Consider the following 16,129-nt stretch of genomic DNA (forward strand, 5'->3'; position numbering starts at 1 on the left):
AGAGGACTGAATTTCTTCCGTCCTCTGCTTTTTTATACCTCCCGCCCCACAGCGGTATACAGCAGGGCATTGCAGATGGCAGCCGCCACAGTGCTGCCCCCCTTACGTCCCATGGCGGCGATGATCGGCACCTGATGGGCAAGGCACACCTTCCAGATGCGCTCCTTGCTCTCCACCACATTCACAAATCCCACCGGGGCGGCGATCACCAGGGCGGGACGCAGCCCGCCTTCGATCTGCTCTGCCAGCTCCAGCAAAGCGGTGGGGGCGTTGCCCACCGCCAGGATAGCCCCAGGCTGCTCCCGTTCCATCTTCTCCATGGCCGCTGCCGCACGGGTCGTCCCCTGGGTCTTCGCCGCCTGGGCTACATCTGCATCCGCCATATAGCAAAACACCTGTCCCCCCAGCTTTTCCAGGCTGGGGCGGCTCACCCCGGAACGGGCCATGTTGGTGTCAGTGACGATATTTGTCCCATTTTTCAGAGACGCTACCCCCAAGGCCACAGCATGTTCACTAAAGCGCAGGGTTTGGGCGAAATCAAAGTCTGCAGTAGTGTGAATGACCCGCTTGACCACAGCTTCCTGCTCCGGGGGGATCGAGATGTCCCGCTGGGCCAGTTCACGGGCAATGATCTCCATGCTGGCGCGTTCAATCTCTCCAGGCAGCATTTTCGTTCTCATTGATATTCCTCCATGATCCGGTAAACAGCCTCCATGTCCAGGTGCTCCCGCACCACCTGGGCTAAATCGTCATACTGCCGCTCCCGGTATTCCTCCTGGCTCTCCACCCGGATATTTCGGGGGGAGAGCCCTTTCCCAGCCATCAGCCAGGCAGCCAGCTTCTCCACCAAAGCCCCTGTGTCAAAGAGTCCGTGGAGATAGGTGCCAAACACCTTTCCTTCCGCAGCCCCCTCCTCCCGGCCATTCGAAAACCGGGCAAAGGGCACCCCTCCTGTCCGGCGGGTGAGGCCCATGTGGATCTCATAGCAGCTAAGGGGAAGCTGTTCAAAGGGCGGGGCAACGGCCACAGCCTCCACCCGTGTGCGGGTCTTTTGAGAGGCGAATACCGTGCAGCAGGGCAGCAGACCCAGCCCGGCCAGCTCGCCGCCTCCCTCCACCCCCTCCGGGTCAGAGAGGGTCTCTCCCAGCATCTGATAGCCCCCGCACACCCCCAGCACCGGGGTCCCGGCAGAGGCACATTTTTTGATCTCACTTTCCAGGCCGCTCTCCCGCAGCCAGCGCAGATCCTCCATGGTGGCCTTGGTGCCCGGAAGAATGATGAGATCTGCCCCTGCCAGTTGGGCCGGGCGGCCCACATACCGCACTCCCAAAGCCGGGTGGCGCTCCAGAGGGGAAAAGTCCGTAAAGTTGGAGATGTGGGGCAGACGAACCACGGCCACATCCACCGCCTTTCGGTGGACACTGCGCCCCAAACGTGGGGACAGGCTGTCCTCGTCGTCCAGGTCCACCTGGGCATAGGGGATGACCCCCAAAACAGGGATGCCCGTCTTCTCCTCCAGCATAGTAAGGCCTGGGCGCAGCAGTGCCTCATCCCCCCGGAACTTATTGATGACAAGCCCGGCAATCCGCGCCCGCTCCTCTTCTTCCAGCAGCGCCGTGGTGCCAAAGAGCTGGGCAAACACCCCGCCCCGGTCGATGTCACCCACCAAAAGGACCGGTGCGTCCACTAATTGAGCAAGGCCCATGTTTACAATATCATCGTCCCGCAGGTTAATTTCCGCCGGACTCCCCGCCCCTTCCAGGACGATCACATCATACTCCGCCGCCAGGCTCTCATAAGCGGCGAGCACTTCGGGAATAAGGGACTTTTTCATCTTGAAATACTGGGCAGCCCGGTATTCTCCCCGGACCTCGCCATTCACAATAAGCTGGCTGCCTGTGTCACTGGAGGGTTTGAGCAAAATGGGATTCATACGCACATCGGGCTCCACCCCCGCTGCTTGGGCCTGAACCACCTGGGCCCGGCCCATTTCCAGGCCGTCCTGGGTGATGTAACTATTCAGAGCCATGTTCTGGCTTTTAAACGGGGCAACCCGCAGACCGTCCTGGCGGAAGATGCGGCACAGGGCGGCGACCATCAGGCTCTTTCCTGCCCCGGACATGGTGCCCTGAACCATGATTCGCTTTGCCATTTACATAACCTCCCTCATAGCTGAGAGCAACCGGCCATTGTCCTCCCCATTGCGCACACACACCCGGTACCAATCCCCGCCCAGGCCCAAAAAGTTTTCACAGGAGCGGATGGAAATGCCCTTCGCCCCCAGAAGTTCTGCCAGATTCGGCACAGGGCTTTGGAACAAAAGAAAATTGGCCTGCCCAGGGACCACCCGACAGCCCAGGGCCTCCAACCCACTCCGAAGCCGGGGGCGCTCCCCCTCGATAAGGGTCCGGAGCGTCTCCAAATACGCCCTCTCCTCCAGGGCGGCCAGCCCGGCCTCTTGGGCCACACTGGATACCCCCCAGGCCTGACCCATTCGGGCCATGGCCTCCAAAAGGGAAGGGTCTCCGCACAGGGCATATCCCAGGCGCAGGCCCGCCATGGCGTAGCATTTCGTAAATGCCCGGAAGATCAAAAGGTTTTTGTGGGTAAGGATCTGACTGATCAGGCTATGCTCCTCGGAACAAGGCAGAAAATCCAGAAAACACTCATCCACCGCCAGAAGGGTGTCCGTCTGGCCGCAGCGCTTTAAAATCTCCAGCAGCAAGGCCCGGTCTGTCACCTGTCCGGTGGGGTTATTTGGTTCACATAATATCACAAGATCCAATCCCGGCTTGATATACTCCAACAGTTGGTCTGTTAGCTGGAAGTCCTGTTTCTCCTCCAGGAAAACATGTTCCACCGTGGAACCCACGCCCTCCAGAACCCGCTCATACTCCCCAAAGGTAGGAGCCGGAAGCAGGGCCCGGACCGGTCTTTTGGCCAAGGCCAGACGGAAGATAAGGTCCGCTGCCCCGTTGCCGCAAAGGATATGCTCCGGGCTGAGGTGGTGGTACTCCCCCAGTCTTGCCCGCAGGACCCGGCACTGGGGGTCGGGGTATCGGTCCGCCTCCTTCAAGGCAGCAATGACCGCCCGGCGCACCCCCTCAGGCAGGCCCAGGGGACTGATGCTGGCGGAAAAATCCAGAGGCGGGCGGCCGTACCGGGCCTGAAAGCCCGCCCAATCTCCTCCATGCCTTACCTCCATCCCAGGTTCCTCCCAATAGTTAACATAATAATAATCCTAATCCCTGCCAGCACCAACAGGCATAGGGCACTGCCCCCCAGCATCAGCCGGTTGGCGCGGAGAATATGCCGGGGTTCCGTCTCCCCCAGCTCCTCTCCAATCCAAGGCTTGTCCACTGATTTTCCAAAGTAGCTGGCAGGTCCGGCCAGCTTTATTCCCAGCGCCCCGGCCATGGCGGCCTCGGTCTGGGCGGAATTGGGGCTGGCATGCTTGCGCCGGTCCCGCCGCCAGATACGAAAGGCAGTTTTCCCATCTTCTCCCATGAGAAAGGCCGTCCCCACCAGCACCAGGGCAGCCAGTCGGGCAGGCAGGTAGTTAGCCAGGTCGTCCAGCTTTGCCGCCCCACGGCCAAAGTGAAGGTAGCGTTCATTTTTATACCCCACCATGCTGTCCATGGTATTGACCGCCTTATAGCACAGCGCCAGGGGTGCACCACCCAGGAACATATAGATCATGGGGGCCACCACCCCGTCGGAGAAGTTCTCTGCTACCGTCTCCACTGCCGCCCGGCTGACTCCCCTTTCCGTGAGCACCCCAGTGTCCCGGCCCACAATCCGCCCCACGGCCTGACGGGCCTCTCCCAGCGTACCGATGGTGAGCGCCCGGTAGACATGGTTACTTTCGGATGCCAGACCTCTCGCCGCCAGAGCCTGCCAGCACCAGAGGACAGACAGGGCAAAGGCCAGGGCCGGGTGGATTTGCCTGCACAGCCACAGACAGCTCCCCGTAAAGGCCAACGTGCCCAGCGGCAGCACCGCAGCAAGCACCCGGCCCGCCCAACGCTCTCCCGCGGGCGTGCGGGGAAAGATACTGCGCAGCAGCTTCTCCAGGCGGGTAATACACCGGCCCATAAAGACCACCGGGTGGGGCATCCAGCCGGGATCGCCCAGCAGCAAATCCAGCAAAAAGCCGCCCAGGGCGGCCAGCAGTACGTTCATCCTTTAGTCCTTCCCAAATGTCTTGATTTCTTGAAGGAGTCTCAGCTCCCGTTTCTTTTCCCAGTCCTCCGCCTCCAGCAAAAACCCGCCCCCATTGGGGCTCTGCCAGGCAAAGTAATCCCGCCGGGGATGGCCGTACTGTTCCAAAATGGCCATCTGGGTGCCCCCGTGGGCCACAATCACCAGCCGCTCCCGTTCCCGCTTCATCAGGCCCTCAAAAGCAGCGCACACCCGCCGTGAAAAATCCTCCCGGCCCTCTCCGCCGGGGCAGGGGGCCGTACAGTTTCCCTCTACCCAGGCGCGGTAGGCCAGATCATCTTTCAGGTCCTGGAAACACTTTCCCTCAAACGCACCAAAATGCATCTCTTCCAGGCCAGGGACGGGAATGAGCTTTGCGCTGGGGAACAAAATCCGGGCTGTCTCCGCCGCCCGCTTCATGGGGGAAACGTATACCCGTTCGGGACTGACCTTTGCAGGGCCCAGGGCACGTTTTCCCTCCTCACACAGGGGGATGTCGCTTTTTCCCTGGTAGCGTCCCTCCAGGTTCCAGGCAGTATTCCCGTGCCGGAGCAGGCAGACTAGCATGTCCACTCCCCCTTGAGAACCTGGGGCAGGCCGCAGCACACCCGGATCACGGTATCTGCCCGCTGGGCCAGCAGGCAGCTCAGCCGCCCGGCCCGCTCCCGAAGCCTCCGCTGTTCCGGGTCCATGGGCACTACCCCGCAGCCTACCTCGTTGGCAATGACAAAATCATATTGCGCCAGGCGATCTGCCAAGTCCTCCAGGTTTTCTTCCTTTGCCGCCTGTTCTTCCACGTGAAAGACAGCACGGGCGGACAACTCCTCCGGGGTAAGGTTCAGGGCCTTTTGCAGGTACTCCCCCTTGCCCGCATACATGGGTCCGGTGAGAAAGGTCATAGCAGCACCTCCACATGTTGACATAATACAATCGTACCAATCATCCAAAGCTCCGCCGTCTGCAAAAACCAGCCCGCCAGATCCCCGGACAGGCCTCCAAATTCCTTCCCCGCCATGTGCCGGTACCAGAAAAATACCCCCAGGGCAGCCAGGGACATCCCTGCCCCCACTAATCCCCAGCCCAGGCACAGCAGGGCCATGAGCACCAGGGACAGCCCCGCCAGCACTCTGCGTACCCGTTTCTTGTCCGCCGCTGCGGCAAAGGTGTGGGCAAGGCCGGTATGTTTGGCCAGAGGGAACGCGGCCACTGCCAGGCCGGACAGGCTCCGGGACAGGCAGAATAAAATCACCATCGCCCCCGACGGGTACTCCCTGAGACTGCAGCACAGGGCAAACAGGGCCACAAAATAGACACAAAGATGGATTCCTCCAAAAGCCCCCATCCGGGGGTCCTTCAAAATCCGCTGCTTTTCCTCCGGGGCGGCGTGACTGCCCAGGGCATCCCAGGTGTCGGCATAGCCGTCCAGGTGGATCCCCCCTGTCACCAGGACCGGGATGAGGCAAAGCCCCGCCCCCTGGAGGATCCCCGGCAGCTTCAACGTTCCGCATACCCAGACCCACAGCCAGCAGAGAAGGCCAATGACTCCGCCGATGAGGGGAAAGGCACACAGGCTGTAGCGCATATTGTCTTCGTTCCACTCCACCCGCGGCATAGGCAAGGCGGAAAACATGGAAAAGGCCACGACAATGGTTTCCACAATCTTCATGGCAGCCTCCCCTTCAGCACGTTGGGACACCCGCACACCACTTCCACCACCCGGTCCGCTCGGGCGGCCAGGATGCGGTTCACCATCCCCAGCTCCCGGAGGTAGCGAAGGGTGTCCCCCTCATAGTCCCTGCCCCCCGAAAAAACCTCATTGGTCACAATGGTCAGGTGGGCACATTGTGCGCAAAGGCACGCCACCCCCTCCAGCACGGCAGCCGTTGCGCCCCCCTGTGGGGAATAGAGCTCGTTGGCCAGCAGGTTGCTCATACACTCCAGCAGCACATTGGCCCCAGCGGGCACCTGCAGTCCCCCCAGGTCCCGGTAGCACTCCAGGGTGGCAAACCCCTTTCCGGCGCGCTGGCGGCGGTGCTTGTCAATGCGCGCCAGACATTCCCCGTCATAGGGCTCCATGGTAGCCACATAAACCCGCTGCCCCGGCAGGGTCAGCACCAGGTTCTCCGCAAATTCACTTTTCCCACTGGCTGCCCCGCCAACGATCAAAGTTAACATAAATTCTCCTTACTTCTGTGGCGTGTAGGCCGCGATGCCCAGCTTCTCAAAGGTCTGTCCCCCACTGTATACCGCCAGGGCCATATCCAGCAAAGGCAGAGCGGCTACCGCACCGCTCCCCTCTCCCAGGCGCATTTGCGCAGTGATCAGGGGGGCCAAACCCAAAGCCTCCAGGACCAACTTCCCTGCCGGCTCCGCGGAGACGTGGCTTGCCAGCAGAGCCCCTCGGGCGTTTGGGCACAGCCGCACCGCGCACAGGGCGGCCACGGTGCTGATCAGTCCGTCCAGCAGCACCGGAATACGGTACCGGGCACACCCCAGATAAAACCCGCACAGGGCAGCCAGATCCAGTCCTCCCACCTTGGACAGCACATCCACGGGATCACAAGGGTCAGGGCTGTTCACAGTAATGGCCCGGCGGACAGCCTCCACCTTTCGTACAAGGCCGGCGGTGGACAACCCCGCTCCCCTCCCGGTCACATGCTCCGGCTCCAGTCCCAGCAGGACGGCGGCCACGGCGCTGGACGTGGTGGTGTTGCCGATTCCCATCTCACCGCCGGCCAGGATGTCCATCCCTTTGTCCTTCTGCTCCCGTGCCAGCTCTGCCCCGGTGAGAATGGCCCGGACACAGGCCTCCCGTTCCATGGCAGGGCCCAGAGTAATGTCCCCCGTGCTGTTTTGTACCCGGCGGTCCAACACTCCGGAGCAGCCAGGAAAATCCAGCATCCCCACATCCACGGGGACCACCTCGCACCGGGCAGCACGTGCCATGGGGCACACGGTGCTACTCCCTTCAGCCAGGGAACGGGCCACCGCCGCCGTCACAGAGCTGTCTGTCTGGGTGACCCCCTGGGCCACCACTCCATTGTCAGCACAGAAAACCACCAGGGAGCGCTTTTGAAGCGCCACCTGTTGATCGCCGGTCAGGGCAGCGATCTTCACCACCGTCTCCTCCAGAAGGCCCAGGCTCCCCAAGGGCTTGGCCAGACTGTCCCAATGGCTCTTCGCCGCTTCCTCCGCTCCTCGGTCCGGAGGTGCAACGGCCGACAGCAACGGCTTTAGTTCATCCATGTTTTTCTCTCCACTCCTTCGCCTTTTGGACAAATCGCTGGGCCAGGGGCAACGCTCCCCCAAAGTGCAGATGGGGGAAAGCGGCATACAAACTCTCCCCAGCCATGCCAAATGACCAGCTCTGCCCGCCCAGGGGTTTTACCGCCCGGAAATCCGTCCCATTTCGGGTACTGTCCCAGTAGTGAAACTCGTGAAAGGGGGCCTTCTCCCCCGCCTGGAAAAGCATACTGTCCCCTTGAGCAGTGAGCTCCCCATAGCCAAAGCGCTGAAGGCGCTGTGTCCGGAAACCAGCTCCCTCCAAAGCTCCTGTCATGGGCCACGCAGTTCCCTGCTCGTCCTCCAGCGTCTGTTGAAGATAAAGAAATCCTCCGCATTCGGCCACCGTGGGCAGGCCAGAAGTCACCAGAGCCCGGATGTTTTCCCGCATACCGGCGTTCTCTCCCAGCATTCGGGCGTACAGCTCCGGGTAACCTCCGCCCAGGTAAAGTCCGTCTGCCGCCGGGGGCGCTTGGTCCCGGAGGGGACTGAAAAAGGTCAGTTTAGCTCCTGCCCGCTCCAATGCCTCCAGATTGTCCGGGTAGTAGAAGCAAAAGGCCTCATCCCGAGCCACGGCAATGGTACAGGCGGGCCGGGGACGGGAGAAGCTCTGCGCTTTTGCCGCCTCGCCGCCCGCCAGAGCCAGCAGCCGGTCCAGATCCACAGTCTTCTCCAATTGCTCTCCCACAGCTGCAAACCGCCCGCGAAGGTGCTCCACCTCTCGGGCAGTATAGAGCCCCAAATGGCGGCTGGGCAGGTCTGCCTGCTCCATAGGGGGCAGGTAGCCCAGCACAGGCAGGTTCGTCTCCTCCTCCAAAATGGGAGCCAGGTGGGCATGAAGCCCTGGACTGCAGCAGGTGAGGATCAACGCGGCAATCTGGTTTTCCTCCCGGAAATTCTGCATCCCCTTCACCTGAGCGGCCAGGGTCAGGCTGGAGCCCTTTGGCCGGACGGCCAACACCACAGGCAGCCGGAGGAACCTGGCCACGGCATAGGCGCTGGCCCGGTCTGTACCGCCCACCCCGTCGTAAAAGCCCATGGCTCCCTCCACAAGGGCCAGGTCCGCTGCTCCAGCGGCGGCATAGCTTCGCCGCACTCCCGCCTCCCCCTGGAGAAACAAGTCCAGATTTCGGCTGGGTACTCCAAGGATTTTGGTGTGAAACATGGGGTCAATATAGTCCGGTCCACATTTGAACCCCGCCGTCTTAATTCCCCGCCGTCTCATGGCAGACAGCAAGCCGCAGGTCAGTACGGTCTTTCCCTGGCCGCTGCCCATAGCGGATACCATAAGTCCCCTCATGGCCGCCCTCCCGTGATGAGAAATACCGGGTTGTGAGCCATGAGCAGATGGAGTTCTCCCGCTTTTCTGGCCCGGCTGACGGCGATCTGCACCACCTCAGTCTCATACCCCAGGGTTTCCAAAGTATCCAGGGCCGTTTGCAGGGTCTCCAGGGCGATGGCTGAGATACAAACCCTGGCCCTTGGGTTTATGGCGTTCACCACGTCCAGAATTTCCTTCAAATTTCCCCCGCTGCCCCCGATAAACACCTTATCCGGAGCAGGCAGGCTCTCCAATGCTTCCGGAGCTTTCCCCGCCTGAATGCGAAGGTTCCAGGCACCAAATCTTTTCCGATTTTCTTCCAACAGGTCCAAGGCCTTTTTTTCCCGCTCCACAGCCCAGACCGCTCTGCTTTGAAGGGCCAGCTCCACACTGACGCTCCCCGTCCCCGCACCGATGTCCCAACATAGGTCGTCGGGCTCCACCGCCAGCTTTGCCAGAATGGCGGTGCGGACTTCTTGTTTGGTCATGGGCACCTGATCCCGAAGAAATTCCTCGTCGGGAATTCCGGGCGTCCGTTTGGGATATCGGGGGGCTGGCTGAACCAACAGCACACTGAGTGGTGCAAAGGACATCTTTGCACATTCTGCCGCTGTCCCCCGGTAAAGCCTTTCATCCTCACAGGACAGATTTTCTCCCACATCTACCTGCAGTTCTCCCAGCCCTGCCCGGTCCAGCAAAGCGCACAGTTCAGCACTTCCCAGGGTTCCCCCTGTCAGAAAGAAGGCTGGTTTTCCCTCGCACACCGCCGCAACCGGGTCACAGTCCCGTCCATGTGCACTATATAGGTTCCAACCTTGCCAGTTTTGGCAAAGCCTGGCGGCAAACGCCTGGAGGCTGGACACCCCCGGAACCATTTCAAACGGGATCTTCTCCTGCTCCAGAAGCGGCAGAAGCCCCGCCGCTGCGGAATAAAAACCCCCATCACCGCTGAGCAGCACACAGGGAGACTTCCCTTCGGAAGCCCGAAGCATGTTTCGGATTTCCTCCCCCCGCACCGCCCGCAGGCGGGGAACCTGGGGGCAGGCCGGTACCCTTTGCAGCAGCCGGTCCGAACCGATCAGGCAATCGGCCTCGTCCAGAGCTTTTCGGGCCTGGTCCGTGAGGTCCTCCTCCCCACAGCCCATGGACACCAGCTTTACGATCCTTTCGGCCATGCTTCCACCTCCTTCAGCAATTCCTCCATGGTCATGCCTCTGTCCTCCGGCCGCTTCACCAGTACCACCGGCACTCCCATGGCCTGAGCGGCAGCCAGCTTTTGGGGAAATCCCCCGGCCATGCCTCCGTCCTTGGTCACCAGCCAGCGAATCTGGTATTGTTCCAAAATGGCCTCATTCAGTTTCTGGCCAAACGGCCCCTGGAGGGCCAGAATATTCCGGTGGGGAATCCCCTGCTCCTCACAGGCCGCCAAGCTCTCGTGACATGGGAGCACCCGGACGTAGAGCCGCTCTCTGTCTATGGTTTGAAAGGCGGAGAGCTCTTTGGACCCGGTGGTCAGGAGAATATTCCCCTCCTGATTGTTCAGAAACTCCGCAGCCTGGAGACAGTGATCCACCGGCACGACCCCTTCTGCCCGGCTCTCCGGCCGGCTGAGCCGGTATAAAGGCACTCCCGCCCGCTCACAGGCAGCACAGATGTTGGCACTGGCCAAAAAGGCATAGGGGTGGGTGGCATCGATGCAACGGTCAAAGGCGCTCACGGCCTGTTCCAGCTCCTGCGCATCCTTTCTTCCCACCCAGATTTCCAGACCGGGAAGGCCCGCAAGCTCCTCGGCTCCCAGGGGAGTGGCCACACTGACGGTGACTTCCAGCCCCCGTCTCAGCAGTTCCCCGGCCAATACGCGGCCTTCGGTCGTACCGCCGAACAGGAGTACCCTCATCGCTTCTCCTCATAGCCCCGCGGCGTCACCAGCCGCCCGGCCCACACAGCCGTGGTGCTGCTGCCCACAAATACGGTCGTAAACATATCCACTTGCTCCTCCCGAAGCTCCGCCAGAGTCATCACCTTACTCTCCTGGCCCGCCCGGCCAATGTTGCGCACCCAGCCGCACAGGGTATCAGGAGATTTGTGGCGCAGAAGAATTTCACAGGCCCGGCGGAGATAATCCGCCCGTTTTCTGGACGCAGGATTGTAGATACACAGAGCAAAGTCCCCCAGGGCAGCGCACTCCAGCCGCTTTTCGATCATGTCCCAGGGGGTAAGCAGGTCGGACAGGGAGATCACACAGAAGTCGTGGCCCAGAGGTGCCCCCAGCACAGCCGCTCCCGACAGGGCGGCGGTGATTCCAGGTACAATCTCGATCTCCGTATCCGGATAGTCCTCTCCCAGTTGGAGCACCAGCCCGGCCATACCGTACACTCCCGCATCTCCGCTGCACACCAGGGCCACGGTAGTCCCCTTCGAGGCGGTCTCCAGGGCCCAGCGGCAGCGCTCTGTCTCCTGACGCATGGGCGTGGTGTACACCTCTTTGTCCGGGAACCGGTGCCGGATCAGGTCCACATACACCGTATAACCGCACAATACCTGGGCCTGCTCCAGAGCAGCCTCGGCCTGACCGGAGAGATATTCCTCATGTCCCGGCCCCAGGCCCACCACGTAGATCTTATTCATAGATCCTCCAATCCAGCATAGCGTCACCCAGCGCCAAAGCCATGGTCACGCCCTCCCGCTGATATTTCTCTCCCAGCAGCCGCTCCGCTCCGCCTCCGCTGCCCAGGGCCGCCGCACGCTGGCACACATTATCCACTCCGGTGACCTTGCGCACAAAGTCAGAGGAGGGAAACGCTCCGGGTACCGCAGCCAGCCTTTGGGCAGAATGGGTCTCCAGGGGCAGATTGTGGGCCTGGCAGAAGGCCAAAAGGCCGGGCTCGTCTTGTTTGAGGTCGATGGAACACACCTTCCCCACTGCCAGAGTGCTGAGGCTTTCCCGGAGCAAGAGCTGAGAATAAGCCCCTTCCAGGATCTCCCGCTGCGTCCCCCGCTTACATCCAACGCCCAGCACAGCGGTGGAGGGTACAAGGTGCAGGGCATTTTCCTCACTGGGGCGGAAGCTGATCTCCACATCGCAGTCCTCTCCCGCCCACAGCTTCACCCCTGCCGGGGGCGTGCCCAGGATCGGCCAGTCGCTTTTGATGGAAATCGTCTCCCCTGCCAATATTTTAGCGGAGACCGCCTTGATTTTTTCCGGGTTTTCTACCCGCAATCCCTGACACCGGGCCCACTGGTCCACAGGGAAAAGGCCCCGCACATCGGTGGCGGTGGTGATCACAGCCTGGGCTCCACACACTGCGGAAATGGTTCGGGCCAGGTCGTTAGCGCCTCCCAGGTGGCCGCTGAGAAGGGGAATGGCATATTGCCCCCCCTCGTCCACCGCTACCACCGCCGGGTCAACGGTTTTATGCTTCACAAAGGGGGCAATGGCCCGCACAGCGATCCCCACGGCCCCCACAAAAATAAGGCTCTCTCCCGTGCGAAAGCCCTCCGCCGTCCAGCTTTCCAGCGTGCAGCCTCGGCCGCAGCGGCTCACCTCGCCCCCCAGTTTTTCTCCCAGGGCCTGGGCCAGGTCATAGCCCCGCTGAGTAAAGGCCAGCAGACGGGGGCTCATGCGTTTCCCTCCCGGTACCCGGTGGTGAAGGTGGGGTCATAGAGCTTGCTGCGCTGGTAATCCCCAGCCAAAAACTCCCCTACCAGCACCAGGGCGGTTTTCGAGATGCTGTGCTCCCGGCCTTTTTGGGCCAGCTCTCCCAGGGAACAGCGCACCACACGCTCCTCCGGCCAGCTGGCTTTATAGACTAAGGCAGCGGGGGTCGCGGGTGTGTAGGCTCCCTGAAGCAACTGCTCCTGAAGTTTGTCCAGCATACCTGCTGACAGGAAAATTACCATCGTGGCCCCATGGGCGGCCAAGGCAGGGATCGACTCCCGCTCGGGCACCGGGGTGCGTCCGGCCATACGGGTGATGATGACGCTCTGGCTCACTCCGGGCAGGGTATACTCCCCTTCCACAGCCCCCGCGGCGGCACAGAAGCTGGACACCCCAGGCGTTACATCAAAGGGAATGTTTTTCTCCCGCAAAACGTCCATCTGCTCCCGGATCGCCCCATAGAGGCAGGGGTCCCCAGTATGAAGGCGAACCACTTCTTCCCCATTCTCACTGGCCGGGATCATCACTTCCAATACCTCCTCCAGTGTCATGGAGGCACTATTGTATACCCGGCACCCTTCCGGGCACAGCCCCAGCAGGGCAGGGTTTACCAGACTGCCTGCGTACACCACCACATCCGCTTCTTCCAGCAATGCGGCCCCCCGCCGGGTGATCAGGTCCGGGGCTCCCGGCCCCGCTCCCACAAAATGCACCATATGCCCTTACTCCTTTACAACAATGGTGGAAAAATAGCCGCTCTCTGTTCCCTTCTCCAGTGGGGCAACCACCCGCTCCTCCGGCAGGCCGCAATTCTCCACCAGGGCAGACCGTTCCAATGCTCCCGCCCGGTCCAATGCTTCCAGCACCCCAGGCAGCTGCCGCCCTGATTTCATGAGCACCTTTGTGCCCTCCAGTTCCAGAGCCCGGTCCAGGTCAGAAATTCCAGCCGGGAAGATGTGGAGAGGCTCCCCTTCCGCCGTCAGGCTTTCTCCCAACCGGGCGGCCACGGCGCAAAAGCTGGGGACGCCTGGTATCATGCAAACGGAAAAGCCCAGTTCTTTTATGCGCTCAGCCATCCGGGTACAGGTGGCGTAGATGGACACATCCCCCAGGTTGACCATGGCAACATCCTGTCCGGCCTCCAGATAGCCGGCAATGGTTTGGGCCCCCGTCTCATACTCTTCCCACCGGCGCTTCTCGTCCCTGGTCATGGAAAAATCCAGGGGCACGATCACCTTGTCCCCCAGCTCAGCTGCCTTTTGGGCAATATCCAGGGCCAGCATCTCCCCACTTTTGGTGCGAGGGGCGGCAAGGACCGGGCAGGCCTCCAGGGTACGCACTCCCTTCCGCGTCACCAGCTCCGGGTCGCCGGGGCCCACCCCCACACAGTAAAAAATTCCTTTCGTTCTCAGTTCCATTCCGATAAAATCTCCTCCGCCCCTGTGGTTTTTCCCAGGAGCCCATATTGATTGGAAAAGAGCACCGCCCCTGTCCGGAATCCCCCGGCCGCCCGGTGGTCCAAATGGGTTTGGATGGCTCTGAGCAGGCCCTCCACCACTGGTTTTCGCAGCCCCGCTTGATCCAGCAACCCGATACAGGCATCGGCGGAGGCGGCCTCCATCAGGGACTGGCACAGCTCCCGGCCTCCTCCCGCCAGGGCAGCGTAAGCGCAAAAAAGCTCCGTACGGCAATCGGCCCAGCGGCTGTGGGTGTTCATGATTCCCCCCGCCACCTTTACCAACTTGCCCACATGCCCCACCAAGAGGACCTGAGAAAAATTCTCCTCCGCCGCCCGATCCAGCGCTTCTCCAATAAAGTTCGAACACTTTATAACCGGTACGGTCCCGCTCCCCAGCCCGTGTTCCTTCAAAAATTCCACGCCATAATTTCCTGGGGTAAGAATGATCCTCCGGTGCCCCAGTGCAGCAGCCTGGTGAAGCTCCAGCGTGATGGTCTCCACTAAGGCGGACAAACTCATAGGCTCCACAATACCGCTGGTACCTAGGATGGAGATGCCCCCCTCAATGCCCAGTTGGGGGTTGAAGGTTTTCTTTGCCGCCTGCTCACCTCCGGGGACCAGGATGGTCACCTTCAGCCCGTCCGAATACTGCAAAGCGGTACAGACTTCCTCCACCGAACGCCGAATCATCTCTCGAGGCACGTGGTTGATGGCAGCTTCTCCCACAGGCTGGTCAAGCCCCGGTTTGGTCACCCGGCCGACTCCTTCTCCCCCTTCAATGGTAATACCTAGACCGGGGATTTTCTCTACCCTGGCCCCGATGAGCAGCCCAGCCGTGGCGTCTACGTCGTCGCCGCCGTCCTTCTCCACCAGACACAGGGCAGCTTCCCCTTCCATCCGGCACACCTGGGGCTCCACCTCCACACAAAGGCCCATCGGGGTCACAAGCTTCAGAAAGTGAGGGGGCTGTCTCTCCAGCAGAAGCCGGGCTGCACCCGCAGCCGCCAGGGCGGCACAGGTTCCTGTGGTGTAGCCCCGGCGCAGTCGCTTCCCCCCGGCGTTTACATAATGTTCAAAAGCCACGTTTTGCCTCCCTTACAGTCCCAAGCAAAAAGCGCCGCCCACGGAACGCTTTTCCACGGACAGCGCAAAAGGACGGGAATGCCTCCCCGCCTTTTTTCAACACGCCGGCAAAAGGACCGTTGCCTGTGGTCTTTCTCTCCGGCGGCAAATATTCTGGCTTATGCATCCCCACTCCGGGCCGCCTTCCCAGACGATCGCTCATCCAGTGGCCGATAGCCCTTCGCTCCGCAATTACAGCAGCGTCCCTGCCCAGGATTCTCACCTGTCTTCCTTGCCCATACCGAAGTTCTCTTCGTTTGTAACATCATTATAAAGCGGGCACACCGCCCCTGTCAAATAAAACCGGTGGTCTACCGGCTCTCCGTCCGTCTCTTTTTCTCCCAATAACCAGCCAGCACAAACACCACCAGCACACCAACACAAGCGCCCGCAAAATCGATCCACACATCCGTTACCTGGCTTCCCCTTCCCGGAACAAAGACCTGGATGGTTTCATCCATCATGGCCGTCAGGAGGCAGAGACTGCAGGCACACTGCACCGAATACCAGCTTCTGTGTCCTCTCACCCTTGTCACCAGCGCCAGCTCCCACAGGACACCCAGCAATGCAAACTCCAGCATATGAGCCAGCTTTCTCACAAGCCCATGCCCGATGGAAACAGGCAGCCCCATCCACTCCAACAGGGAGTCCAGAACATCCAGCACCTGAAGGCTTTGGGCCGCAGACTGGGAAGCAGGCATAAGAGAATTACGCCAAATAAAAAAGGTCCAGATCGCGACTCCACAATATGCCAACCAATTCCATAATTTATTGTAATGCTGCATCTGTTTCATATTTCCTTCTATTTCTCCCAGAAATTAATAGACTGCCTCACGCTTCGGTGCCGTCAAGATTTATGCGCAAAATTATTTGCAGGCTCCGGCTGAATGAAGTCAGCCGGCAATAGAGGCGTCGTACAGAGCCGCCTCCAAGTGCTTCATGTTCATGTATTTCTTGTTGCCCCACTGGGTACCTGCCACATGGCGCAGCCTCGCGCAGACCAGCATCAGGGCGGAGTTGCCGTCAGGGAACGTTCCCACCACGCGGGTTCTGCGGCGGATCTCACGGTTCAGCCGCTCAATCACGT

Annotated in this window: 19 protein-coding genes and 1 riboswitch; all 19 genes read right to left on the bottom strand. The window is 60.9% G+C overall.

Translation table 11 applies throughout. The features are described from left to right. Nucleotides 1-32: 32 nt before the first annotated feature. Nucleotides 33-680 (bottom strand): precorrin-8X methylmutase, encoded by a 648-nt coding sequence (locus ACTQ3R_RS10910; protein ID WP_441779211.1) that lies wholly within the window; start codon nucleotides 678-680, stop codon nucleotides 33-35. Next, complete coding sequence (locus tag ACTQ3R_RS10915; protein ID WP_441779210.1) at nucleotides 677-2,152, bottom strand: cobyric acid synthase; 1,476 nt, start codon at nucleotides 2,150-2,152, stop codon at nucleotides 677-679. Before ACTQ3R_RS10915 ends, ACTQ3R_RS10910 begins: the two co-directional genes overlap by 4 nt. Beyond that, the gene (locus ACTQ3R_RS10920) at nucleotides 2,153-3,205 is read right to left on the bottom strand and encodes a pyridoxal phosphate-dependent aminotransferase (RefSeq protein ID WP_441779209.1); all 1,053 of its coding nucleotides are present in this window, start codon (nucleotides 3,203-3,205) and stop codon (nucleotides 2,153-2,155) included. After that, nucleotides 3,196-4,182 carry an adenosylcobinamide-phosphate synthase CbiB gene (gene cbiB, locus ACTQ3R_RS10925; RefSeq protein WP_441779208.1) on the bottom strand — a complete coding sequence of 329 codons (987 nt, stop codon included), beginning with the start codon at nucleotides 4,180-4,182 and terminating at the stop codon, nucleotides 3,196-3,198. Before cbiB ends, ACTQ3R_RS10920 begins: the two co-directional genes overlap by 10 nt. Before the next feature lie 3 nt (nucleotides 4,183-4,185). After that, the gene (locus ACTQ3R_RS10930; RefSeq protein ID WP_441779207.1) at nucleotides 4,186-4,767 is read right to left on the bottom strand and encodes a histidine phosphatase family protein; all 582 of its coding nucleotides are present in this window, start codon (nucleotides 4,765-4,767) and stop codon (nucleotides 4,186-4,188) included. Further along, nucleotides 4,761-5,099, bottom strand: coding sequence for a bifunctional adenosylcobinamide kinase/adenosylcobinamide-phosphate guanylyltransferase (locus ACTQ3R_RS10935; RefSeq protein WP_441779206.1), 339 nt, complete (start codon nucleotides 5,097-5,099; stop codon nucleotides 4,761-4,763). Before ACTQ3R_RS10935 ends, ACTQ3R_RS10930 begins: the two co-directional genes overlap by 7 nt. Continuing rightward, on the bottom strand, nucleotides 5,096-5,866 hold the full coding sequence (locus ACTQ3R_RS10940; protein WP_441779205.1) for an adenosylcobinamide-GDP ribazoletransferase: 771 nt from the start codon (nucleotides 5,864-5,866) through the stop codon (nucleotides 5,096-5,098). The genes ACTQ3R_RS10935 and ACTQ3R_RS10940 overlap by 4 nt, the downstream gene beginning before the upstream one ends. Next, complete coding sequence (locus tag ACTQ3R_RS10945) at nucleotides 5,863-6,375, bottom strand: bifunctional adenosylcobinamide kinase/adenosylcobinamide-phosphate guanylyltransferase (protein WP_441779204.1); 513 nt, start codon at nucleotides 6,373-6,375, stop codon at nucleotides 5,863-5,865. Before ACTQ3R_RS10945 ends, ACTQ3R_RS10940 begins: the two co-directional genes overlap by 4 nt. A 9-nt stretch (nucleotides 6,376-6,384) precedes the next feature. Next, the gene (cobT, locus tag ACTQ3R_RS10950; protein WP_441779203.1) at nucleotides 6,385-7,446 is read right to left on the bottom strand and encodes a nicotinate-nucleotide--dimethylbenzimidazole phosphoribosyltransferase; all 1,062 of its coding nucleotides are present in this window, start codon (nucleotides 7,444-7,446) and stop codon (nucleotides 6,385-6,387) included. Beyond that, complete coding sequence (locus ACTQ3R_RS10955; RefSeq protein WP_441779202.1) at nucleotides 7,439-8,782, bottom strand: cobyrinate a,c-diamide synthase; 1,344 nt, start codon at nucleotides 8,780-8,782, stop codon at nucleotides 7,439-7,441. The genes cobT and ACTQ3R_RS10955 overlap by 8 nt, the downstream gene beginning before the upstream one ends. Next, nucleotides 8,779-9,978, bottom strand: a complete 1,200-nt coding sequence (cbiT, locus tag ACTQ3R_RS10960) for a precorrin-6Y C5,15-methyltransferase (decarboxylating) subunit CbiT (protein ID WP_441779201.1) — start codon at nucleotides 9,976-9,978, stop codon at nucleotides 8,779-8,781. Before cbiT ends, ACTQ3R_RS10955 begins: the two co-directional genes overlap by 4 nt. Continuing rightward, nucleotides 9,960-10,700 (bottom strand): precorrin-6A reductase, encoded by a 741-nt coding sequence (gene cobK / locus ACTQ3R_RS10965; protein ID WP_441779200.1) that lies wholly within the window; start codon nucleotides 10,698-10,700, stop codon nucleotides 9,960-9,962. Before cobK ends, cbiT begins: the two co-directional genes overlap by 19 nt. Continuing rightward, complete coding sequence (gene cobJ / locus ACTQ3R_RS10970; RefSeq protein ID WP_441779199.1) at nucleotides 10,697-11,431, bottom strand: precorrin-3B C(17)-methyltransferase; 735 nt, start codon at nucleotides 11,429-11,431, stop codon at nucleotides 10,697-10,699. Before cobJ ends, cobK begins: the two co-directional genes overlap by 4 nt. After that, entirely contained in the window at nucleotides 11,424-12,425 is a 1,002-nt protein-coding gene (locus tag ACTQ3R_RS10975; protein ID WP_441779198.1) for a cobalt-precorrin 5A hydrolase, read from the bottom strand. Before ACTQ3R_RS10975 ends, cobJ begins: the two co-directional genes overlap by 8 nt. Continuing rightward, complete coding sequence (cobM, locus tag ACTQ3R_RS10980; protein ID WP_441779197.1) at nucleotides 12,422-13,177, bottom strand: precorrin-4 C(11)-methyltransferase; 756 nt, start codon at nucleotides 13,175-13,177, stop codon at nucleotides 12,422-12,424. The genes ACTQ3R_RS10975 and cobM overlap by 4 nt, the downstream gene beginning before the upstream one ends. A gap of 6 nt (nucleotides 13,178-13,183) precedes the next feature. Continuing rightward, on the bottom strand, nucleotides 13,184-13,879 hold the full coding sequence (cobI, locus tag ACTQ3R_RS10985; RefSeq protein WP_441779196.1) for a precorrin-2 C(20)-methyltransferase: 696 nt from the start codon (nucleotides 13,877-13,879) through the stop codon (nucleotides 13,184-13,186). Then, nucleotides 13,870-15,003 carry a cobalt-precorrin-5B (C(1))-methyltransferase CbiD gene (gene cbiD, locus ACTQ3R_RS10990; protein ID WP_441779195.1) on the bottom strand — a complete coding sequence of 378 codons (1,134 nt, stop codon included), beginning with the start codon at nucleotides 15,001-15,003 and terminating at the stop codon, nucleotides 13,870-13,872. Before cbiD ends, cobI begins: the two co-directional genes overlap by 10 nt. Nucleotides 15,004-15,129: 126 nt before the next feature. Further along, a riboswitch (cobalamin riboswitch) is annotated at nucleotides 15,130-15,346 on the bottom strand. 7 nt (nucleotides 15,347-15,353) lie between these two features. Further along, the gene (locus ACTQ3R_RS10995; RefSeq protein ID WP_441792698.1) at nucleotides 15,354-15,836 is read right to left on the bottom strand and encodes a VanZ family protein; all 483 of its coding nucleotides are present in this window, start codon (nucleotides 15,834-15,836) and stop codon (nucleotides 15,354-15,356) included. 99 nt (nucleotides 15,837-15,935) lie between these two features. After that, nucleotides 15,936-16,129 (bottom strand): transposase (locus ACTQ3R_RS11000; protein ID WP_441779194.1); only part of this gene is annotated, 194 nt, incomplete at its 5' end.

Source organism: Lawsonibacter sp. LCP25S3_E2 (genome assembly GCF_052117285.1).
In the GTDB taxonomy this organism is placed as follows: domain Bacteria; phylum Bacillota; class Clostridia; order Oscillospirales; family Oscillospiraceae; genus Lawsonibacter.